Origin of the sequence: Buchnera aphidicola str. Ua (Uroleucon ambrosiae) (assembly GCF_000225465.1) — a bacterium.
Taxonomy (GTDB): domain Bacteria; phylum Pseudomonadota; class Gammaproteobacteria; order Enterobacterales; family Enterobacteriaceae; genus Buchnera; species Buchnera aphidicola_B.
Map to the genome: position 1 here is coordinate 144731 of NC_017259.1, position 23309 is coordinate 168039.

Below are 23309 nucleotides of genomic sequence, written 5' to 3' on the forward strand. Positions count from 1 at the left end.
TTTTCCCCTAATTAATTACTGAGTTTTAATTTTTTGACGAATAATTAGTTGAATAAAATGATCAAATAAAGATGACCCATCATGTGGTCCAGGACTGGCTTCTGGATGACCTTGAAAACTAAAAGCAGATCTGTTAGTCAAAGAAAGTCCTTGTAAGGTTCCGTCAAAAAGAGAAGTATGTGTGATTTTTATATTATTTGGTAAATTTTTAATATCTACAGTAAAACTATGATTTTGAGATGTAATTATTACACGATTATTTTTGAGATCTTTAACAGGATGATTTCCGCCATGATGTCCAAATTTCATTTTGATAATTTTAGCCCCGCTAGATAAAGCTAAAAGCTGATGACCTAAACATATGCCAAAAATAGGAATATTAGTTTTTAAGAAAGATTGAATTGCATGAATTGCATAATTACAAGGTCTTGGATCACCTGGTCCATTTGATAGAAAAATACCGTCTGGTAACAAACTTAGAACAGTTTTTGGATCAGTAGTGGCAGGTACAATGGTTAAATAACATTTTCTATCTACAAGCATACGCAGTATGCTTCTTTTTACTCCAAAGTCATAGACAACAACATGATATAAACTTTGCTCTTTTGGTATAGAAAAAAATTTATTTTTTTCTAAAATAAAACTACCTTCATTCCAATTATAAATTGAATGAGTAGAAACTTTTTTTGCTAAATCTAAACCTTGTACATTTAAAAAGTTTTTAGCATAATTATGTGCTATTCTATAATTTTCTTTTTTATCTTCTATAATACATCCATTTTGTGAACCCTGTGTACGTAAAATACGTGTTAATTTTCTTGTATCAATATCGGATATTGCAACAATATTATTTTCTTTCAGATACGATGTGAGATTTTTTTGATTTCTATAATTACTTGCAATATTTGATAAATCACGAATAATTAGACCGCTTGCATGAATTTTAGATGATTCTGCATCTTGTAAATTAGTTCCAACATTGCCAATATGAGGATGAGTCAATGTTATAATTTGATGTGAATAAGAAGGGTCAGTAATGATTTCTTGATAACCAGTAATTGATGTATTAAAAACAACTTCTCCTACAGTTTTTCCTTTAGCTCCAACAGATTTTCCATGAAATTTCGTTCCATCTTCTAAAACTAGTACTGCTGATTGGCTCAAAACATCCTCCAAAAAAACTATTTTATATTTAAATGTTTATTAGTATTGTACTAGTTATGTTTTATTTTAACTAAAATTAATATTTTTGTCTATTATGATCATTATTAACTGTATTTTGATTTTTGTCATTAAAATGACAATACATGCGACATATCAAATAAACCTTGTTTTTTATTTTGAATCCATAACGCGGAATGTATTGCACCTTGAGCAAAAGATACTCGACTAGATGCAGTATGTGTTATTTTTATTTCTTCACCAGAACTAGAAAACATAACAGTATGTTTACCGACAATATTTCCAGATCGAATAATAGAAAATCCAATTTTTGAATGCTCTCTAATATTTGTTATTCCTTTTTTATAGTATAAAGAATGGTTATTTAAATCCCATTTCATTTCTTTTGATATAATTTCTCCTAGTTTTAAAGCTGTCCCTGAAGGCGCATCTATTTTATTGCGATGATGATATTCAATAATATCGATATCAGAATTTTTTCCTATAATTTGAGTTGTTTTTTTTATTAAATTAAACATTATATTCATACCAATACTAAAATTAGATGACATAATTATTGCAATATTTTGAGAGTATATTTTTATTTTTTTTATTTCGTCTTCTGAAAATCCAGTAGTGCCAATAATAATATTTTTATTAAATTTATTACAATATTTTAAATATTTTAATGTGCTATTAGGTGTAGTAAAATCAATTAAAACATCAAAATTATTATTTTGTATATTTAATTTATCAGTAATAAATATACCAATATTTCCTATTCCTAAAATTTTACCAACATCTTTTCCAATTAATTGATGATTTTTTTGAATAAATACTGTTGTTAAAGATGTTTTTTGGTTTTTTATTATTTCTTTAATCAGTGTTTGACCCATGCGACCTAATGGGCCAGAAATAGCAATACGAATTTTTTTGTTCATATTTATCCTACTATTAGTTTAAAATATTTTTAGTACTAAACATTTTTTTAGAAATTTTAAAAACAGTTTTTTCTTTAATTCCTAACATTTCTATTGGTTCATTAGCATCTAATTTTTTGAGGTATTGAACGACTTCTTTAACTAATATTTCTGGTGTAGATGCACCAGCTGTAATACCAATATTATTGATATTTTTTAACCATTTTTTTTTAATGTCAATAACAGAATTGATTAATTTAGTATATGTTCCAGTTTCTTTACCTAGTTCTACGAGACGATTAGCATTAGAAGAATTTTTTGATCCAATAACAAGTATCATATTAACTTTTTTAGATAGTTGATATACTGCTCTTTGCCGGTTAGTTGTTGCATAACATATATCTTCTTTATGCGGTCCAGAAATATGAGGAAATTTATTTTTTAAAGCAGTAATAATTTTTTTTGTGTTTTTAATAGATAAAGTAGTTTGTGTAAAAAAATTTAATTTTTGATGATTTTTTATAAATAAATTCTTGATATCTTGAACATTTTCTATAATATGTATTTTACTATTTTTATTAGTATATTGACCTAATATTCCTTTGACTTCAGGATGTTCTTTATGACCTATCAGTATAGTTTCTATTGATTGTGCACTAGATTTTGATACTTCTCTATGTACTTTTTGAACTAATGGACAAATAGCATTTAATATAATTAAGTGTTTTTTTTTAGCTTCTTGTATAGTTTTTTTTGAGACACCATGTGCTGAAAATATAACTATAGAATAATCTGGAATTTGTGAAATATTTTCAACAAAAATAACTCCTTTCAGACGTAATTGATTAACCACATATTCATTATGAACGATTTCATGCTTAACATAAATTGTTTTTTTATAAATTTTTAATGCTTGTTCAACTATTAAAATGGCTCTTTTAACTCCTGCACAAAAACCTCGGGGATTAGATAATATAATATTCACTTGTATAAATTTCCAGAGAGTATATATTTTAATAGTAATAATATATGTGATAGATGTGTATTTTATATGTTTATGTTTTATAATAGTTTTTTAAAAAAATAATAATTCCAAAAAAAATACTACAATCAGCTATATTAAATGTAGCAAAATGCCAATTATTAATATGTAAATCAATAAAATCTATTATAAAACCATAATAAATTCGATCAATTAAATTTCCTGTTGCACCTCCGATTATGAGAGATAAAGCAATTATTTTGTTTTTTTCGTTTTTTTTTAACTTTTGAATTATTTTTATTATTCTCAAGATAATAAAACAGCTAATAATAGATAATAGCCATCTTTGCCATCCGTTTTCATTATAAAATAAACTAAATATAGCCCCATAATTGTGTATATGAAATAAATTCAACATTGAAAAAATTATTTTTGTATCATATAACTGAATGTATTTTGTAATTAAATATTTACTAAATATATCTATAATAATAACAAATATTATTATAGTTATAGATAAATATTTTTTGATATTATGTACTTTGTTTTTTATCATATAAATATACGTTTTTCACCATTTCCTAAAGTATTTAAAATACATCGATAACAAATATTACTTTTTTTTATATGATGTTCATCAGCAATAAAATAATGCCAACATCTTGGACATTTTTCTCCTTTTACTTTATGTATAGATAATTTTAATTGATGAATTATTTTACTTTTTTTTGTATTTAAAGGTGCTGTATTATATGGTTTAATTTCTACAGATGAGGTTAAAAATATAAATTTTATTTCTTTTCCTAAAATTTCTAATTTCTTTAATAAATTTTTAGAAACGTATAATATAATAGAAGCTTCAAGTGAGTTATTAATAATTTTATTTTTTATTTTTTCTTCTAAAAATTTATTGATTTCGTGTTTCAGTTTAATAATTTTGTTCCAAAACTGATGATTAAAGATATCATCTTCATTTAAATCAAATAATTTATCAAACCATTCTTCCATAAAAACATATTGAGAATTAATGTTAGGTAGATAATTCCATATTTCATGAGCAGTAAAAGATAATATAGGCGCAATCCATCGAACAAGCGCATTAATAATATAATATATTGCTGTTTGACAACTGCGTCTTTCATTACTATTTTTTCTTAAAGTATATTGTCTATCTTTAATAATATCAAGGTAAAAAGAACCCATTTCTATAGAACAAAAATACATTATACGCTTGACTACTCCATGAAAATTATAGTTCTGATAACAATGAATAATTTCTTCTTGCACTATTTTAGTTTTTCCGATAGCCCATCGGTCTAAAAAGATCATATGTTCTTTAGATATTAAATCTGTTTTAGGATTAAAATCAGTAATATTGGCTAACATAAAACGTGCTGTATTTCTAATACGTCTATACATGTCAGATGAGTTTTTTAATATTTCATTAGAAACTGAAATGTCATTAGAATAATCAGAAGATGCAACCCATAATCTTAAAACATCAGCTCCAAGTGTATTAACTATTTTGTTCGGACTGATAGTATTACCAATAGATTTAGACATTTTTTGTCCTTTTTCATCTACCACAAATCCATGAGTTAATACTGTAGAATATGGTGCTTTTTTATTTATTAATGTAGAAATAATAAGTGAAGACATAAACCAACCTCGATGTTGATCAGATCCTTCTAAATACATATCAGCAATATTTGTATCATATTTTTTATTTTTATATTTTATTGATGTATGTGTATTTCCTGATTCAAACCAAACATCTAATATATCTAAAATTTTATCATATGATTGATATTCTGAACCTAAAAATTCTTTTATATTAATTTCTTGCCATGCTTGTATTCCTTCATATTTTATTTTTTTTGCTATTTTTTGCATTAAATTATAAATATTTGGATGTAGTTCTCTTGTTTTTTTATGTATAAAAATTGACATTGGAACACCCCAATTTCTTTGTCTAGAAATGCACCAATGAGGTCTTTTTTGAATCATGTCTTTTATTCTTGATTTTCCCCAATTAGGAATCCATTTTACTTTTTTAATTTCTTTTAATAATTTAAGACGGAATTGATTTTTATCGAGGTTTATAAACCATTGCGGAGTTGCTCTAAAGATTATAGGAGTTTTATGTCTCCAACAATGTGGATAACTATGTTTTAAAAATTCATAATGTAACAATAGATTATTTTTTTTTAAAAGTTCTATAATAATTGGATTAGCTTGAAAAACATTTACACCATCTAATTGTGAGTGTACATTAGCAATATAGTTTCCTTTAAAATTAACTAAATTACTTGTTTGAATATGATATTTTTGACTTACTATATAATCATCTATTCCATGATCTGGTGCTGTATGAACTGCACCAGTACCGGATTCATAGCTTACATGGTCACCTAAAATAATAGGTATATTAATATTTTTTAAAAAAGGATGTAAACATATTAAATTTTCTAATATTTTTCCTTGAACAGAATTTATTATTTTCCATTTTTTAATTTTAAGTTTATTTACTATATTTTGTACAAGATCTTTAGCTACAATTATAGTCCATTTTTCAGTTTGAATTAATTGATATTGAATATTTGGATGTATTGCAATAGCTTTGCTAGATGGAAGAGTCCATGGTGTAGTAGTCCAGATAGGAAAATAGATGTCTTGTTCATGATTTAATTCACAATTAAATAATTTTTTTATTATTAATGGATTTTTAGATTTAAAAGCAACTATTATTGAATCAGATTTTTTTGGAAAATATTCAATTTCTGCTTCTGATAATGATGATGAACATTCTATACACCAATGTATAGGTTTAAAATCTTGATATAAATATTTTTTTTTAATGATTTCAGATAATGTTTCAATTATTTTTGCTTCATTTTTAAAATTCATTGTCAAATGAGCATTATCCCAATCGCCAATAACGCCTAAGCGAATAAAATCTATTTTTTGTTTTTCAACTTGTTGTTCTGCATATTTTCTACATTTTTTTTGAAATGTTAAAATAGATATTTTGTCTTTATTGATATTATTTTGCTCTTCTACTTTTTGTTCAATAGGAAGTCCATGACAATCCCAAGATGGAATATATGGAGCATCAAAACCTGACATATTTTTAGATTTGATGATAATGTCTTTTAAAATTTTATTAATTGCATGTCCAATATGAATATTTCCATTTGCATAAGGTGGGCCATCATGTAGAAAGAATATTTTTTTTTCTTGATTATTTTTTCTAATTAATTGATATAATTTATTTTCTTGCCAATTTTTTAATATTTTTGGTTCTTTTTGTGATAAATTTCCTCGCATAGAAAACTTTGTTAGAGGTAAATTTAAAGTATTTTTATAATCATCCATTATTTTCTCTTTTTAAATTTTAAAATATTTTTTAACTTGAATAATATCTTGAATAATTTGATTTTTTAGTGCTTTTATTGAAGGAAATATTTTTTCATCACGTATTTTTTTATATATAAAAACTTCTATATATTGATTATATAAATCTATATTTTTTTTAAATAAATGTACTTCAAGTAATTTTTTGTTTTTTATCTTTAATAAAAGTAGGTTTTACACCAATATTAGATATGCCTATACAATATTTATTAATAGAATATTTTATTTTGACAGCATATACTCCGTTAGTTAATAAAAATTTTTCATCTATACGTATATTAGCTGTAGGATAATTTAATGTTCTTGCAAATGCATCGCCATGAATGACTTTTCCAATAATACTAAAAGGACGACCAAGAAAAATAGTAGCTAATTGTATATTATTTTTAGATAGTGCTGCTCTAATATTTGTGCTGCTAATTTTTATAGAATGTTTATATAACGATCGTATTTTAATTACATTAAATTTATATTTTTTCCCTATTTTTTTTAAAAGATTAATGTTTCCATTTCTTTGAGACCCAAATTTAAAATCATTACCTATGACTATAAATTTAATGTGTAGTTTATTTATTAGTATATTTATGATAAAATCTTGGGCGTTTAAAGATTTAAAAGATTTATTAAATCTAATACATAAAATTGTATCAATATTGTAAGACGAAATCCATTTTACTTTTTCACGGAATTTAGTAATGCGTATAGGACAATCTATTTTTTTTAAAAATTCTAATGGTTGAGGCTCAAATAAAATAACTATACTTAATAATTGATATTTTTTAGCTATGTTATATATTTTTGAAAATAATTTTTGATGACCTAAATGTATGCCATCAAATTTTCCGATAGTAACAACTGAATTAGAATTTATTTTTTAATATTATGAATGCCTCGTATAATCTGCATTATAAATAAACCTTTTACAATAAAATAAGCTATATTTTAAAATTTTTTACTGAAAATGTTATTATTATATTCATCATATTATATAATTATGTAATTTGAATAATATATTTTAGTATATTGATTAATATTATTTTTTCAAACGAATGTTTATTTTTTTCATTTAGGAGTCAAAATTGGCTAATATTAAATCTTCTAAAAAAGATGTAATAACATCTAAAAATCGTCGAAAAAATAATTCTAGTCGGCGCTCAATGATTCGTACTTTTATTAAAAAAGTACGGCAATCAATTAATTCAGGGGACAAAAAAATAGCAGAAGATGCATTTAGAAAAATGCAACCTATTATTGATAGTCATGTAAATAAAGGTTTAATACATAAAAATAAAGCTGCACGTTATAAATCTATTTTATCATTACAAATTAATAAAATCTCTTAATATTAATATAACAACAGTATTGCCTCTAATTTTATACAGAAGCAATACTTTATAATAATTTATTTTGTTAAATCGTCAAAAAATCTTTTTACTCCATCAAAAAATCTTTTTGAACGAGGGCTATTATTTTCACCACGAAAACCATGAAAACTTTTTCCTAGTTCATATAGTAAATTTTTTTGTTGATCATTTAAATTAACGGGCGTTTCTACCACAACACGACATAATAAATCACCTTGATGTCTGTTTTGTACTGATTTTACACCTCGTCCACGAATTCGGAAGAGTTTTCCAGATTGCGTTTCATATGGTATTTTTAATTTTACTTTTCCATCTAATGTTGGAACTTCTATTTCTCCACCTAATGCAGCCATTGTAAAATTTATAGGAACTTCACAATATAAATTATTTTCTTCTCTTTCAAAAATAGGATGTTTTTTAACAGTAATTTGTACATAAAGATCACCAGATTGCGCTCCATTAATACCAGGTTCACCTTCATTATTTAAACGTATGCGATCATTTGTATCAACACCTGCAGGTATTTTCACTGATAATTTTTTATATGTTTCTACTCGTCCTTGTCCTCGACACATATTGCAAGGATTTACAATTACTGAACCTCTTCCATGACATGTAGGGCATGATTGTTGTACAGTAAAAAAACCTTTCCTAGTATGTATTTGACCTTTTCCGTGACATAAAGAGCATGAACGAGGTTTTGTACCTGTTTTTGCACCACTTCCATAACATGTTTTACATGTTTGAAGAGTAGGAATTTTTATTTCTTTTTGAGTACCTTTTACAGCTTCTTCTAATAAAATTTCCATATTATAACACAAATCAGCTCCTTTTTTATTTCTCTGTGTTCTAGTACCTCCAAAAATATCACCAAATACGTCTCCAAAAATATCACTAAAATCTGCTGAACTGGTAAAACTAGTATATGTATTACTACTAGATTGACCATTTTCAAAAGCTGCATGTCCATATTGATCATATGCATTTCTTTTTTCTTCATTGATCAAAACTTCATAAGCTTCTTTAATTTCTTTAAATTTTTCTTCAGAATTTTTATCTCCTTGATTTCTATCAGGATGATATTTCATAGCTAGTTTTTTATATGCTTTTTTGATTTCTCGTTCTTGAGCTGATTTTGAAACTCCCAAAATTTGATAGTAGTCTTGTTTTACCATTCTTTTCTTACTCTACTTAATTTAAAAATAAATTGCACGAGCGTAGATGAGCTACTACGCCCGTGCTAGTTGAAATTCTATGATCATTTTTTTTTAATATTTGAATAAAATTAATTATTTTTTAGGATCTTTCACTTCTTCAAATTCGGCATCTATAATATTGTCATCTTTTTTAGTAGAAGACATATTTTCATTTTGTGTATTTTGTTTTGATTGATCTTGATGTTTTTCTTGTAATTTAGATGATTTTTGTAAAAGATTTTTTATATTTTTTTCAATATCTGACTTATTTTCTCCTTTTAATGCATCTTCTAGTTCTTTTAAAGCTATTTCAATATCTTTTTTATTGTTTTCATCAATGGATTCTTTATTTTCGTTTAATTGTTTTTTAACATTATGTACTAATTGATCACCTTGATTTCTTGTTTGAATTAATTCTTCAAATTTTTGATCAGCTTCAGAATTAGCTGCTGCATCATTGACCATTTTTTTAATTTCTTCTTCATTGAGTCCAGAAGATGCTTTAATAGTAATTTTTTGTTCTTTTCCTGTTTTTTTATCTTTAGCAGATACATGTAAGATCCCATCTGAATCAATATCAAATGTTACTTCAATTTGTGCTGTGCCTCTAGGAGCTGGATCAATCCCATCTAAATTAAATTGTCCTAATGATTTATTATCTGATGCTCTTTTACGTTCACCTTGTAAGACATGAATAGTAACTGCTGATTGATTGTCTTCTGCTGTTGAAAAAATTTGACTATGCTTAGTAGGAATAGTAGTGTTTTTGTTTATTAGAGAAGTCATAACACCACCCATTGTTTCAATTCCTAGTGATAACGGAGTTACATCTAATAATAAAACATCTTTGACATCTCCAGAAAGAACCCCTCCTTGTACCGCAGCACCAACTGCGACAGCTTCATCTGGATTTACATCTTTTCTAGGTTCTTTTCCAAAAAATTGTGCAACTTTAGATTGTACCATAGGCATTCTAGTTTGACCGCCAACTAATATTACATCATGTATGTCTGAAATAGATAATCCTGCATCTTTTAAAGCTACTTTTAGCGGTGCAATAGAACGTATGATTAAATCTTCTACTAAAGATTCTAATTTTGCTCGAGTTACTTTTATGTTTAGATGTTTAGGGCCATGTGCATCTGCTGTAATATAAGGAAGATTTACATCTGTTTGTTGTGCAGATGATAATTCTATTTTTGCTTTTTCTGCAGATTCTTTTAAACGCTGCATAGATAATGGATCATTTCTTAAATCTATTCCTTGTTCTTTTTTAAATTCTGATACTAAATAATTAATTAGTCTACTATCAAAATCTTCTCCTCCAAGATGGGTGTCTCCATTAGTCGCAAGTACTTCAAATGTTTTTTCTTTATCAACATCATCAATTTCAATGATAGATATGTCAAAAGTACCACCACCTAAGTCATATACTGCTATTGTTCTATTGCCTTGACCTTTATCTAAACCATAAGCTAGTGCTGCAGCTGTAGGTTCATTAATAATTCTTTTAACTTCTAATCCAGCTATTCTTCCAGCATCTTTGGTTGCTTGACGTTGAGCATCATTAAAATATGCAGGCACTGTAATTACAGCTTCTGTAATTTTTTCTCCTAAATAATCTTCTGCAGTCTTTTTCATTTTTTTTAATACCTCTGCAGAAATTTGAGGAGGTGCTATTTTTTGCTTTTTTACATCAATCCAAGCATCACCATTATCAGAATTAATAATTTTATATGGCATAATTTTGATGTCACGTTGTACTTCATCATCTGCAAATTTTCTTCCAATTAAGCGCTTGATAGCAAACAGTGTATTGTTTGGATTAGTTATAGCTTGACGTTTTGCAGGTTGTCCTACTAACACTTCTCCTTCTTTAGTATATGCGATAATTGAAGGTGTAGTACGATCACCTTCAGAATTTTCTAACACACGTGGTTTATTGCCATCCATAATGGCAACACAAGAGTTGGTTGTTCCCAAGTCAATACCAATAATTTTACCCATTAACATTTCTCCTTTGATAAATTTGGGTTTGCAACCTTAATGCGGCCATTTTTTTGGCTTTTAATTAGTTACATGTTTTAATTATATTTTTCTACAATATTGAATGATTATTAAATGGGGTCGCTTTTTCTCTCATCAAGGGTTAAGAAAAAAAAAATAAAGTTTTATTTAAGTAAAAATAGAATTTTAATTTTTTATTTATTAAAGATAACAGATTCATTAATATATTTAATGATATAATATATTTTTTAAGAAGACAGTTTTAATTTTTTTTAAGGAAGATATATGATTCAAAAATTATTAATTAATCAAGAATGTTTGTCTTTTTTTATTTTTATCATTGCTTCTTTAGGTTTATGCTGTTTTATGCTTATATTAAGTTGGTTTTTAGGTGGTCGATCTTCATCTAGAAATAAAAATACACCTTTTGAATCGGGTATCGTTGCTGCGGTAAATACTAATATTAATTTTTCTGTAAAATTTTATTTAATTGCTATGTTTTTTGTTATTTTTGATGTTGAATCATTATATTTATACGCTTGGTCAGTAAGTATTCATGAATCTGGATGGATAGGATTTTTTGAATCTTTTGCTTTTGCGCTGTCTCTTTTATTAGCTCTTTTTTATTTAATTCGTATTAAAGCTTTAAATTGGATATCTTAATTAAACAATAATATAAAGATTATTTTAAATTTAATTTTTTCATGGAACATAAAATGAAATATACTTTAACTCGAGTAAGCAATAATCATTATCAGAAATATCCAAAACAAACATCTAAATCTGTTGTAGATCCTGTAGAACAATATATAAAAAAAAATATTTTTATGGGAAAATTAACGCAATTAATACATAAGATAGTTAATTGGGGTAGAAAAAATTCTCTTTGGCCTTATAATTTTGGATTATCTTGTTGTTATGTTGAAATGGTTTCTGCTTTTACTTCTGTACATGATATAGCACGTTTTGGATCAGAAGTATTACGTGCTTCTCCAAGACAAGCGGATGTTATGGTCATTGCAGGTACTCCATTTATAAAAATGGCTCCAGTGATTCAACGGTTATATGATCAAATGTTAGAACCTAAATGGGTTATTTCTATGGGAGCATGTGCTAATTCAGGAGGAATGTATGATATTTATTCTGTTGTTCAAGGTGTAGATAAGTTTCTACCAGTCGATATTTATATTCCCGGTTGTCCGCCTCGTCCTGAAGCGTATATACAAGGTTTAATGTTATTACAAAAATTAATTAATGAAGAAAGACGACCATTATCTTGGATAGTAGGAGAACAAGGTATATATCATAAAAAAATGCGATCTGAAAGAAACGCAAAAAGAAACAAGAGAATTAATATTGTTAATCTTCCGACTTCAGAAAAAATTTAGATTAATATTATCATTATTATAGTTTAACTAATTTTTTAGATACATATATAATTTTATAACATTATATTTATTTAACTTTGATAACAGATAATTATAGTACTTCAGTGTAATGAGATATGTATGATCAATTTTATAAAAAAAGAAAATATTTGTTTATTTAAAAAAAAATCGGAAGATTTTGAAAAAGATCCAGTAGTAAAAATTTTATTTGATATGTTTGGTAAAGAATTATTTATGTGTCAAGTTACTTTGACTGGTTTTCCTATAATTTGGATTGATAAAGAAATATTAATTGATATTGGCAAGTTTTTACATACTATGCATCAGCCTTATACAATGCTTTATGATTTACATGGAGTTGATGAACGATTAAGATTAAATCGAAAACAGTTACCTCATGTTGATTTTTCGGTTTTTTATCATTTAATATCGATTGAACGTAATTCTGATATTATGATAAAAGTACCATTATTAGAAAATGATTTAACTGTACCAACATTTACTAATTTGTTTCCTAACGCTAATTGGTATGAACGTGAAATATGGGATATGTTTGGTATTATTTTTGATAAACATCCAAATTTAACTCGTATTATTATGCCTGATACATGGGAAGGGCATCCATTAAGAAAAAATTATTCTGCTAGAGCAACAGAATACGAACCTTTTTTTTTAAATGAAAAAAAAGAAGATCTTGAAATGGAAAGCTTAAGATTTAAACCTGAATTGTGGGGTATGCAACCTAAAAATGATGATGTAGAATTTATGTTTTTAAATTTAGGACCTAATCATCCTTCTGCTCATGGTGCTTTTAGAATTGTACTACAATTAGATGGAGAAAAAATAGTAGATTGTGTACCAGATATTGGATATCACCATCGTGGAGCTGAGAAAATGGGAGAACGTCAATCATGGCATAATTATATTCCGTATACTGATCGCATTGAGTATCTAGGAGGTTGTGTTAATGAAATGCCTTATATTTTAGCTGTAGAAAAATTAGCTAATATTTCAGTTCCAGAAAAAGTAGAAGTTATCAGAGTTATGCTTTCAGAATTATTTAGAATTAATAGCCATCTTCTATATATTTCTACTTTTATTCAAGATATTGGTTGTATGACACCTGTTTTTTTTGCATTTACTGATCGTCAAAAAATATATGATTTAATTGAAGCAATCACTGGTGCTCGTATGCATCCAGCTTGGTTTCGTATTGGTGGAGTGGCTAACGATTTACCAAAAGACTGGCATGTGTTATTAAAAGATTTTTTAAATTGGATGCCAAAAAGATTAAAATATTATATTACCTCTGCTTTAAAAAATAGTATTTTAATTAATCGTTCTGTAGGTATTGCTAAATATAATAAAAAATCAGCATTAGAATGGGGTGTTACTGGAGCAGGTTTACGCGCTACAGGATTAAATTTTGATGTAAGAAAAATGAGACCATATTCTGGTTATCAAAATTATGATTTTGAAATACCAATTGGATCAGGCATTAGTGATTCTTATTCACGGGTTATGATTAAAGTAGAAGAAATTTATCAAAGTCTTATTATTTTAAAACAGTGTTTAAATAATATGCCAGAAGGTCCTTTTAAATCTGATCATCCATTAACTACTCCTCCTCCTAAAGAACGTGTTTTACAAAATATTGAAACTATGATTACACATTTTTTACAAGTATCTTGGGGTCCAGTTATGCCAGCAAATGAAAGTTTTCAAATGATTGAAGCAACTAAAGGAATTAATAGTTATTATTTAATTAGTGATGGTGGTACGATGAGTTATCGTACAAGAATACGTACACCTAGTTTTCCACATTTACAACAAATACCTTCAGTAATTCGTGGAAGTTTAATATCAGATTTAATTGTATATCTAGGTAGTATAGATTTTGTTATGTCTGACGTGGATAGATAATTATGTATAAAAAAAAAGTCAAATACGAGAAATTTCTATTAAATTTAAATTAACTAATGAAGAAATAAAAGAAATAGAAAATCAAAAGAAATATTATGAAAATTTTCGCGCTGTTTCTATAGAAGCATTAAAAATTGTACAAAAAAAACGTGGTTGGATTTCTGATCAAGCTATTTATGCGATTGCTGAAATATTGCAAATTAATCCCAGTGAAGTTGAAGAAGTAGCTACTTTCTATAGTCAAATTTTTCGTCAACCAGTTGGTCGTAATATCATTCGTTATTGTGATAGTGTAGTTTGTTTTTTAACTGGTTATAAAGAAATTAAAATAACTTTAGAAAAATTATTAAAAATTAAAATAGGAGAAACGACTCAGGATAATAAATTTACTTTATTACCTATTTGTTGTTTAGGGAATTGTGACAAAGGTCCAACAATGATGATTAATGAAGATACACATTCTTTTTTAACTCCAGAATCGATACCATGTATACTGGAGTTATATAAATGAATAATAATAATTTACGTACTGCAGAAACTCATCCATTAACATGGCGTTTAAGAGAAGATCAAGAAACTGTTTGGATTAAAGAATATTTTTCAAAAAATGGTTATCAAGCTTTAAAAAAAACATTAAAAAATATGTTACCCAAAGATGTAATTAATATAATAAAAGAATCAGGTCTAAAAGGCAGAGGAGGTGCTGGTTTTTCTACTGGTTTAAAATGGACTTTAATGTTTGAAAATAGTTCAGATAAAAAAAATAGTGCTTATTTAATATGTAATGCAGATGAAATGGAACCAGGAACATATAAAGATCGATTGTTAATAGAAAAAATACCTCATCAGTTAATTGAGGGCATAATGTTATCAGCATATGCATTAAATGTATCGCGTGCTTATATTTTTTTAAGAGGTGAATATGTTCAAGCTGAATATATTTTAAAAAAATCTATACAAGAAGCAACATTTTTTGGTTTTATTGGATCCAATATTTTAGGCAGTAATTTTAATTGTGAAATCATTTTACATACTGGAGCTGGACGTTATATTTGTGGAGAAGAAACAGCATTAATTAACTCTTTAGAAGGTCGAAGAGCTAATCCTCGATCTAAACCGCCTTTTCCTGCATTTTTTGGACTATGGGGTAAACCTACTTGTGTTAATAATGTTGAAACATTATCTAATGTTCCAAATATCATATTAAATGGTGTAAATTGGTATAAAAATTTATCCCATAGTTCTGATACTGGAACTAAATTAATGGGTTTTTCAGGAAAGGTAAATAATCCAGGCGTATGGGAATTACCTTTTGGTGTCACTGCTCGTGAAATTTTAGAAGATTATGCTCATGGTATGAAATCTGGTTATTATTTAAAAACGTGGCAACCAGGAGGTGCAGGAACAGATTTTTTAATTGAAAAACATTTAGATTTACCAATGGATTTTAATAATATACGACAAGCTGGTAGTCGTTTAGGTACTGCTATTGCTATGGCTGTAGATCATAAAACTAACATGGTTGCTCTTGTATATAATATAGAAAAATTTTTTTCTCGAGAATCTTGTGGTTTATGTACGCCATGTAGAGATGGATTACCATGGATTGTAAAAATATTAAAAAGTTTAAAAGAAAATAGAGGACAAAAAAATGATATTAAGGATTTAGAAAGATTATGTATTCATTTAAGTCCTGGAAAAACATTTTGTGCGCATGCTCCTGGAGCCATAGAACCTTTACAAAGTGCTATAAAATATTTTCGATCTGAATTTGAATCAGGGATTAATTTAAAACATATAAGTTTAAATAAAAAATTATTGGTATTCAATCTAATAATATTTAGTATGAAAATATAAAACATTTATAGAAATATTTATTTTTTAATCACATTTTATATATAGAACATTTTTGGAATTATTCTTTATATGGCTAAAATTTATATAGACAGTGTAATGTATATTGTAAATGAATCAGATAACTTATTACAAGCTTGTCTATCAGTAGGAATTGATGTTCCTTATTTTTGTTGGCATCCTTTATTAGGTAGTTTAGGCGCATGTCGTCAATGTGCTGTCACACAGTATAAAAATTTAAAAGATAATCAGGGTCAATTAATTATGTCCTGTATGACGCCTGCAATAGATGGGACTATCATTGCTGTGCATAACACTGAATCAGCAGTTTTTAGAAATGCTATAACTGAATTATTATTAACTAATCATCCACATGATTGTCCTGTATGTGAAGAAGGTGGTCATTGTCATTTACAAGACATGACGGTAATGGTTCAACACAATACACGTAAGTATCGATTTAACAAAAGAACACATAAAAATCAATATTTAGGATCTTTTATAAAACATGAAATGAATCGCTGTATTACATGCTATCGTTGTGTTCGATATTACAATCATTATGCAGATGGGACTGATTTTGGAGTATATGGTTCGAATAATAATATTTATTTTGGTCGTTTAGAAGATGGTATGTTAGAAAATGAACATTCAGGTAATTTAATAGAATTATGTCCTACTGGTGTATTTACTGATAAAATTTATTCTCAAAAATATACTCGTAAATGGGATATGCAATATGCTCCTAGTATATGTCAAAATTGTAGTGTTGGATGTAATATTAGTATTGGAGAACGTTATGGTGAAGTTCGTAGAATAGAAAATAGATATCATGAAAAAATTAATCATTATTTAATTTGTGATCTTGGTCGTTTTAGTTATACTCATACATATTTAAGTGCACGTCCTAAATATCCTGTTTGTAGTAATAAGAAGTATTCAACTATATTAAATTTTAATGAAGCTATTAAAGAAGGAGTGAATTTTTTTAAAAAATTTAAACGTATTATTGGAATCGGTTCTACAAGATCTAGTATAGAAAATAATTTTGCATTACAAGAATTAGTAGGAAAAGATAATTTTTCCAATGGAATGTCTGATAAAGAACAGATGTGTGTAAAATTAATTTTAGAATTTTTAAACAATAATTTTATATATACTCCATCATTAAGAGAAATTGAAAGTTATGATGTGATTTTAGTTATAGGAGAAGATGTAACACAAACATCTGCTCGTGTTGCTTTAGCGATACGTCAGGCAGTTAAAAAAAAATCAAAAGATATTAATTATTTAAATGGTATTCCAAAATGGAACGTATCTCCTAATATTCATATTTCTGAAGAGTTTAAAAATTCTTTATTTATATTGCATACACATGAAAATAAGTTAGATGATATCGCTGAATGGTCTTATTTTGCACCTGTTCATAAGCAAGTACATTTTGCATCTGCTATTGCATGTGAATTAAATCCAAATTTGCCGAAAGTATATGATTTAGATCCTTTATTAAAAGAGAAAGTATTATTAATTTCTAAGAGATTAATTTCATCTAAAAAAACTTTAATTATTTCAGGTTCGCATTCTTTTGATAGTTCAACAATACAAGCATCTATAAATATAGCTAATGCTATTAAAATTAAAGCTATTAATCACCATGTTGGTGCAGTTTTTTTAACAGCATCTTCTAATGCTTTAGGAACTGCATTAATTGGAGGAATGTCTATAGAATCTGCATTACAAGAAATTAAAAATAAAAAAGCAGATGCAATAGTTTTTATGGAATACGACATATATCGTTTTATATCTGAATATGATTGTGATGATCTTTTAAAAAATCAAGAAAATATTATGACTTTAGATCATCAATATACACAAACTTATAAAAAATCTGGATTAGCTTTTTCGTCAAAAAATTTTACTGAAAGTTCTGGAACAGTAATCAATTTTGAGGGTAGAGCTCAGCGTTTTTTTCAAGTATATGATCCTAATTTTTATAGTGATGATTATTGTTTATTTGAAAGTTGGAAATGGTTACATTTTATTAAATCAAAAATTGATAAAACTGAAATATCATGGTTAAATTTAGATGATGTAATTGACTCTTATGCTAAAAAATATACAATTTTAGAACCAATAAAATTAAAAGAATTAAATTCAAGTTTTCGTATTCATGGTCAAAAAATTTCTCGATCTCCAATTCGTTCTAGTGGAAGAACATCTTTGCGTTCTCATATTAATATTCATGAACCCAGTCAACCTATTGATATTGATACCATGTTTGCTTTTTCTATGGAAGGTTATAATCAACCTAATAAATCTATGTCTCATATTCCTTTTGCTTGGTTTCCAGGTTGGAATTCACCTCAATCATGGAATAAATTTCAAAAACAGATAGGTAAAAATTTATTTTCTAAGAATTCAGGTATTCATCTTTTTAAAAAAAATAAAAATAAAGTTAATATGCATTCAAATATTATTTTTAATAATATTATAGAAGAAACATACTGGTACATCATTCCTTATTATCATCTTTTTGGAAACGAAGAACTAACTCAGTATTCATCTGTAATCATAGAAAATATACCTATAGAATATGCTTTAATTAGTTTTGAAGATAGCGCTAAGTTAAATTTAAAAGAAGATTCAATAGTAGAATTTAATTGTTTAAATAAAAATTATCGTTTATCAATACAATTATCTAAATATTTAAATAAACAACAGATAGGTTTGCCTTTAGGAAGAAAAGGATTTCCTATTTCTTTAATTGGTAAAAAAATTAAATTTTTACAGGAATTTATTAAATGATACGATTTGAAGCAAAGATATTAAACATATTTTTTTCTTTTTTAAATATTTTTTTTCTTTTATTTTTAACAGTTTTTTTTGCGGCGTTATTAAGTGTTATTGAAAGAAGATTATTAGCATTATTTCAAAATAGACATGGACCTAATCGAGTTGGTTGGATGGGAAGTTTGCAAGTGTGCGCTGATATGATTAAAATTTTATTTAAAGAAGATTGGATTCCTCCATTTAGTAAAAAATTCATTTTTATTATATCACCTATAATAGCTTTTCTTTCTTTATTATGTGTAATTCCTATAATTCCTTTTACACCCAATTTTATTATTATTGATTTAAATATAGGTGTTTTATTTTTTTTAATGATGGCAAGTTTATCTGTTTATGCTGTACTTTTTGCTGGTTGGTCTAGTAATAATAAATATGCTTTGTTAGGAGCTATGCGTGCATGTGTTCAAACTTTAAGCTATGAAGTATTTTTAGGTTTATCATTAATGGGAGTAGTCGCGCGTTCAGGATCGTTTAAAATGTCAGATATTATAATAAGTCAAAAAGACATATGGAATTTTTTTCCTCAGTTTTTTGGTTTTTTAACTTTTTTTATAGCAGGTTTAGCTGTTTGTCATAGACATCCATTTGATCAACCTGAATCTGAACAAGAATTAGCTGACGGTTATCATATTGAATATTCAGGAATGAAATTTGGTTTATTTTTTATTGGTGAATATATTTCTATGATTGTTATTTCATCATTAATAGTAACAATGTTTTTTGGTGGATGGTTAGGTCCGTGGATTCCTGGATGTATTTGGTTTTTTTTAAAAACTATATTTTTTATTTTTATGTTTATTCTAATCAGAGCTTCATTACCAAGACCGAGATATGATCAAATATTATTATTTGGATGGATATATTGTTTACCACTTACATTATTAAATTTATTTTTGACTGCTTTTTTTCTTTTGTTATGAATTTTTATAAGAGATTTTATCTATGACATTAAAAAATATTATTATCGGATTTTATACACAAATAAGAAGTCTTTTTATGATTGCTTCTAATATTTTTTTTAAATCTGAAACAAGATTATATCCAGAAGAAAAATTAAATTTATCTACTCGTTATCGAGGCCGTATTATATTAACTCGCAATCTAGATGGACAAGAACGTTGTGTAGCTTGTAATTTATGTGCAGCAGTTTGTCCAGTTGATTGTATTTCTTTGCAGAAATCTGAAAAAACAGATGGTCGTTGGTATCCAACCTTTTTTAGAATTAACTTTTCTCGTTGTATATTTTGCGGTTTATGTGAAGAAGCATGTCCTACAACTGCCATTCAATTAACTCCTGATGTGGAACTATCTGATTTTAAAAGAAAAGATTTAGTGTATGAAAAAGAAGATTTATTAATTTCGGGTCCAGGTAAATATCCAGATTATAATTTTTATCATTTTTCAGGTGTAGCGATTAAAAATAAAAAAATAGGTGATTTGGATTTTGAATCTAAACCGATTAATGTGAAGAATTTATTACCATAAGGAGATTATTATGGATTTTATTTTTTATGCATTATCTTTTATAGCTATAATATCTACTTTTTTATCAATTATTCAAAAAAATGCAGTGTATGCTTTGTTGTATTTAATTCTTTCTTTTCTATCAATATCTGGAATATTTTTTTTTCTTGGAGCTTTTTTTGCTGGAGCTTTAGAAGTTATAATTTATGCAGGAGCTATTATAGTATTATTTGTTTTTGTAATTATGATGTTAAATGTTAATAAAGAAAATTATTCAAAACAAGAAAATTTTTTTAAACCGATTCTTTGGATTGGACCTAGTATTTTATCATCAATTTTATTTATTTTTATGACTTATACAATATTTTATTTAAAAGAAAAAAAAATTCATAGATTATTAATTGATTCAAAAATAGTTGGTATCAGCTTATTTGGTCCTTATATGTTATTAGTTGAACTATCTTCAATTCTTTTATTGTCCGCTTTAGTGATTGTTTTTCATATTGGAACACATTATGTCAATAAAAAGAAATTCTTATAATTGGTTTATATTGATTGAAGGTGATAGTACATGATTTCTTTATTTCACGGATTATTTTTATCATTAATATTATTTATTTTAGGTTTAACTTCTTTAATGATACGACGTAATATATTATTTTTATTAATTAGTTTAGAAATAATGATCAATGCTGTTGGATTAGCATTAATAATAGTTGGTAGTTATTGGCAACAAGTTGATGGACAAATAATGTATATATTTACGATTACTTTAGCAGCAGCAGAAGCTAGTATAGCTCTAGCATTATTACTACAATTTTATAAACGTAATAAAACATTAAATATTGATATTTTAAATGAGATGAAAGGATGAATATTATTTTTTTCATAACTCTTTTTCCGCTGCTAGGATTTTTATTTTTATCGTCTACGCAGGGTATGATTTCTAACAAAATAACATCAAATTTAGGTATACTAACAATATTAATATCTTTTTTTACTACTTGTTTTTATGGTTTTATGATAAATAATAATCATAATCAAATTTTTACACAAGTATTATGGAGTTGGGTATCTATTAATGATTTAAAGATTAATTGTAGTTTTCTTATAGATGGATTATCTATAAGTATGTTATTTTTAATTACAGGAATTGGTTTATTAGTACATATTTTTTCTTCTTGGTATATGGAAAATAAAGAAGGTTATTCACGTTTTTTTGCATATACTAATTTATTTATAGCAAGTATGTCAATTTTAGTACTTTCTGATAATTTTTTATTTATGTATTTAGGATGGGAAGGGGTAAGTATATGTTCTTATTTACTAATTGGTTTTTATTATACTAAAATAAACAATTATCGTTCTGCTTTTAAAGCTTTTATTTTAACTAGAATTTCTGATGTTTTTTTGATTATTGGAATATTTTTAATATATAAAAAATATAATACTTTGAATTTTCAAGAAATTAAATTTTTATCAACATATTTTAGCGTAGAAAATATTTTTGATTTAAATTATATTACGTTATTTTTATTAATTGGTGTTATTGGAAAATCAGCACAATTGCCTTTACATACTTGGTTATGTGACGCTATGGTTGGTCCTAGTCCTGTTTCAGCTTTAATTCATGCAGCTACTATGGTAACAGCAGGTGTATATTTAATTGCTAGGACTCATTTTTTATTTTTGTTAACTCCAGAAATATTATATTTTATAGAATTATTGGGTATATTAACAATATTGATTTCTAGTATATCAGCTTTAGTTGAACATGATATAAAACGTATTTTAGCTTATTCTACTATGAGTCAAATAGGTTATATGTTTTTAGCTTTAGGAGCTAAAGCATGGAGTGCAGCAATTACTCATTTAATTGTGCATGGAATATTTAAAGCATTGTTATTTTTATCTGCTGGTTCATTAATTGTGTCATGTAATAATAAAAAAAATATATTTAAAATGGGAGGGTTAAGAAAAAAATTACCTTTTTTATATATTAATTTTTTAATTGGAGGGGGATCTTTAGTTTCATTTCCTTTATTAACTGCTGGTTTCTATAGTAAAGGTAATATTTTGTTTAATGTTTTACAAAATGAATCTTTTTGGTTGTTTTCTATTGCTTTATTTTGTTCTTTTTTAACGTCTTTATATACATTTAGAATGATTTTTTTAATTTTTCATGGTAATTATAATCATCATATTGATCCAGTTGTTCCTATTACTAGTTTCAAACATCATCTTCCATTATGTGTTCTTTTATTATTATCTACTGTGTTAGGATCATACATATCATTACCATTATTTTATGTATTTCCTATTTTTGATTTATTACAAAATAATAAGTTTGTTTTTGAAATAATATCTAGCATATTATCTATTTCTGGAATATGTTTAGCTTATTTTTTATGGATTAAAAAAATTGTTTTGATTAATAAATATTTTGAATTTCCATTTATAAAAAAAATGCATTACTTTTTTTTAAAAGGATGGGGTTTTGATTATATGTATAATATTTTTGTTATAAATATTTATATATATATATCTAAAATATTATCTTATGATCCATTTAATAAAATTATGAATTATTTTTTAAAGATTACAAAAATATGTAATGTATATTTATTAAAGACTAGTAATGGTTATATAAGATGGTACGTATCATCAATGATATTAGGTATTAATATAATTTTTATTTTAATTCTTTTATATTAAAAAAATAATATGTAAGAATTTTATCTAATTTATCGATTTTGAAATAAAATATTTCATTTATTAAATAGTTA

Annotated in this window: 20 protein-coding genes and 1 pseudogene; 12 read left to right on the forward strand and 9 right to left on the reverse strand. The window is 26.0% G+C overall.

Going from position 1 to position 23309, the window contains the following annotated elements:
* Positions 1 to 15: 15 nt before the first annotated feature.
* The 7 genes from carA to ribF form a co-directional block, all read right to left on the reverse strand.
* On the reverse strand, positions 16 to 1164 hold the full coding sequence (gene carA, locus BUAMB_RS00670; protein WP_430393307.1) for a glutamine-hydrolyzing carbamoyl-phosphate synthase small subunit: 1149 nt from the start codon (positions 1162 to 1164) through the stop codon (positions 16 to 18).
* A 128-nt stretch (positions 1165 to 1292) separates the two neighbouring features.
* On the reverse strand, positions 1293 to 2102 hold the full coding sequence (gene dapB, locus BUAMB_RS00675) for a 4-hydroxy-tetrahydrodipicolinate reductase (RefSeq protein WP_014499863.1): 810 nt from the start codon (positions 2100 to 2102) through the stop codon (positions 1293 to 1295).
* 13 nt (positions 2103 to 2115) lie between these two features.
* Complete coding sequence (gene ispH, locus BUAMB_RS00680; RefSeq protein WP_014499864.1) at positions 2116 to 3066, reverse strand: 4-hydroxy-3-methylbut-2-enyl diphosphate reductase; 951 nt, start codon at positions 3064 to 3066, stop codon at positions 2116 to 2118.
* 70 nt (positions 3067 to 3136) lie between these two features.
* Positions 3137 to 3619, reverse strand: a complete 483-nt coding sequence (gene lspA, locus BUAMB_RS00685; RefSeq protein WP_014499865.1) for a signal peptidase II — start codon at positions 3617 to 3619, stop codon at positions 3137 to 3139.
* Positions 3616 to 6438, reverse strand: a complete 2823-nt coding sequence (gene ileS, locus BUAMB_RS00690) for an isoleucine--tRNA ligase (RefSeq protein ID WP_014499866.1) — start codon at positions 6436 to 6438, stop codon at positions 3616 to 3618. The genes lspA and ileS overlap by 4 nt, the downstream gene beginning before the upstream one ends.
* A gap of 12 nt (positions 6439 to 6450) precedes the next feature.
* Positions 6451 to 6633 (reverse strand): riboflavin kinase, encoded by a 183-nt coding sequence (locus tag BUAMB_RS03150; protein ID WP_264356947.1) that lies wholly within the window; start codon positions 6631 to 6633, stop codon positions 6451 to 6453.
* Positions 6611 to 7348, reverse strand: a complete 738-nt coding sequence (gene ribF / locus BUAMB_RS03000) for a riboflavin biosynthesis protein RibF (protein WP_343207507.1) — start codon at positions 7346 to 7348, stop codon at positions 6611 to 6613. The genes BUAMB_RS03150 and ribF overlap by 23 nt, the downstream gene beginning before the upstream one ends.
* 208 nt (positions 7349 to 7556) lie before the next feature.
* Here ribF and rpsT point away from each other — a divergent pair, with 208 nt between their 5' ends.
* A complete protein-coding gene (rpsT, locus tag BUAMB_RS00700; protein ID WP_014499867.1) occupies positions 7557 to 7820 on the forward strand; it encodes a 30S ribosomal protein S20 in 264 nt (87 codons plus the stop codon).
* A gap of 59 nt (positions 7821 to 7879) precedes the next feature.
* Here rpsT and dnaJ read toward each other — a convergent pair whose 3' ends face one another.
* Positions 7880 to 9016 (reverse strand): molecular chaperone DnaJ, encoded by a 1137-nt coding sequence (gene dnaJ, locus BUAMB_RS00705; RefSeq protein ID WP_014499868.1) that lies wholly within the window; start codon positions 9014 to 9016, stop codon positions 7880 to 7882.
* A 114-nt stretch (positions 9017 to 9130) separates the two neighbouring features.
* Complete coding sequence (gene dnaK, locus BUAMB_RS00710) at positions 9131 to 11044, reverse strand: molecular chaperone DnaK (RefSeq protein ID WP_014499869.1); 1914 nt, start codon at positions 11042 to 11044, stop codon at positions 9131 to 9133.
* Positions 11045 to 11329: 285 nt separating this feature from the next.
* On the opposite strand from dnaK, the pseudogene ndhC reads away from it, so the two are divergent.
* The 11 genes and pseudogenes from ndhC to nuoL form a co-directional block, all read left to right on the forward strand.
* Positions 11330 to 11698 (forward strand): annotated as a pseudogene (ndhC, locus tag BUAMB_RS00715) (NADH-quinone oxidoreductase subunit A); the annotation flags it as partial.
* Between the two features lie 62 nt (positions 11699 to 11760).
* The gene (locus BUAMB_RS00720; protein ID WP_014499871.1) at positions 11761 to 12432 is read left to right on the forward strand and encodes a NuoB/complex I 20 kDa subunit family protein; all 672 of its coding nucleotides are present in this window, start codon (positions 11761 to 11763) and stop codon (positions 12430 to 12432) included.
* A 120-nt stretch (positions 12433 to 12552) separates the two neighbouring features.
* Complete coding sequence (gene nuoC, locus BUAMB_RS00725; protein WP_014499872.1) at positions 12553 to 14355, forward strand: NADH-quinone oxidoreductase subunit C/D; 1803 nt, start codon at positions 12553 to 12555, stop codon at positions 14353 to 14355.
* Between the two features lie 22 nt (positions 14356 to 14377).
* Positions 14378 to 14866: an NADH-quinone oxidoreductase subunit NuoE gene (nuoE, locus tag BUAMB_RS00730; RefSeq protein ID WP_044035041.1), complete on the forward strand. Its 489-nt coding sequence runs from the start codon at positions 14378 to 14380 to the stop codon at positions 14864 to 14866.
* Positions 14863 to 16212 carry an NADH-quinone oxidoreductase subunit NuoF gene (gene nuoF / locus BUAMB_RS00735; RefSeq protein ID WP_014499874.1) on the forward strand — a complete coding sequence of 450 codons (1350 nt, stop codon included), beginning with the start codon at positions 14863 to 14865 and terminating at the stop codon, positions 16210 to 16212. The genes nuoE and nuoF overlap by 4 nt, the downstream gene beginning before the upstream one ends.
* 69 nt (positions 16213 to 16281) lie before the next feature.
* Complete coding sequence (gene nuoG, locus BUAMB_RS00740) at positions 16282 to 19014, forward strand: NADH-quinone oxidoreductase subunit NuoG (RefSeq protein WP_014499875.1); 2733 nt, start codon at positions 16282 to 16284, stop codon at positions 19012 to 19014.
* Complete coding sequence (gene nuoH, locus BUAMB_RS00745; protein ID WP_014499876.1) at positions 19011 to 19979, forward strand: NADH-quinone oxidoreductase subunit NuoH; 969 nt, start codon at positions 19011 to 19013, stop codon at positions 19977 to 19979. Before nuoG ends, nuoH begins: the two co-directional genes overlap by 4 nt.
* Positions 19980 to 20001: 22 nt before the next feature.
* Entirely contained in the window at positions 20002 to 20544 is a 543-nt protein-coding gene (nuoI, locus tag BUAMB_RS00750; RefSeq protein ID WP_014499877.1) for an NADH-quinone oxidoreductase subunit NuoI, read from the forward strand.
* Positions 20545 to 20554: 10 nt separating this feature from the next.
* Positions 20555 to 21064 (forward strand): NADH-quinone oxidoreductase subunit J, encoded by a 510-nt coding sequence (nuoJ, locus tag BUAMB_RS00755; protein ID WP_014499878.1) that lies wholly within the window; start codon positions 20555 to 20557, stop codon positions 21062 to 21064.
* A 30-nt stretch (positions 21065 to 21094) separates the two neighbouring features.
* On the forward strand, positions 21095 to 21397 hold the full coding sequence (gene nuoK / locus BUAMB_RS00760; protein ID WP_014499879.1) for an NADH-quinone oxidoreductase subunit NuoK: 303 nt from the start codon (positions 21095 to 21097) through the stop codon (positions 21395 to 21397).
* Positions 21394 to 23238: an NADH-quinone oxidoreductase subunit L gene (nuoL, locus tag BUAMB_RS00765; RefSeq protein ID WP_014499880.1), complete on the forward strand. Its 1845-nt coding sequence runs from the start codon at positions 21394 to 21396 to the stop codon at positions 23236 to 23238. The genes nuoK and nuoL overlap by 4 nt, the downstream gene beginning before the upstream one ends.
* Positions 23239 to 23309 lie beyond the last annotated feature (71 nt).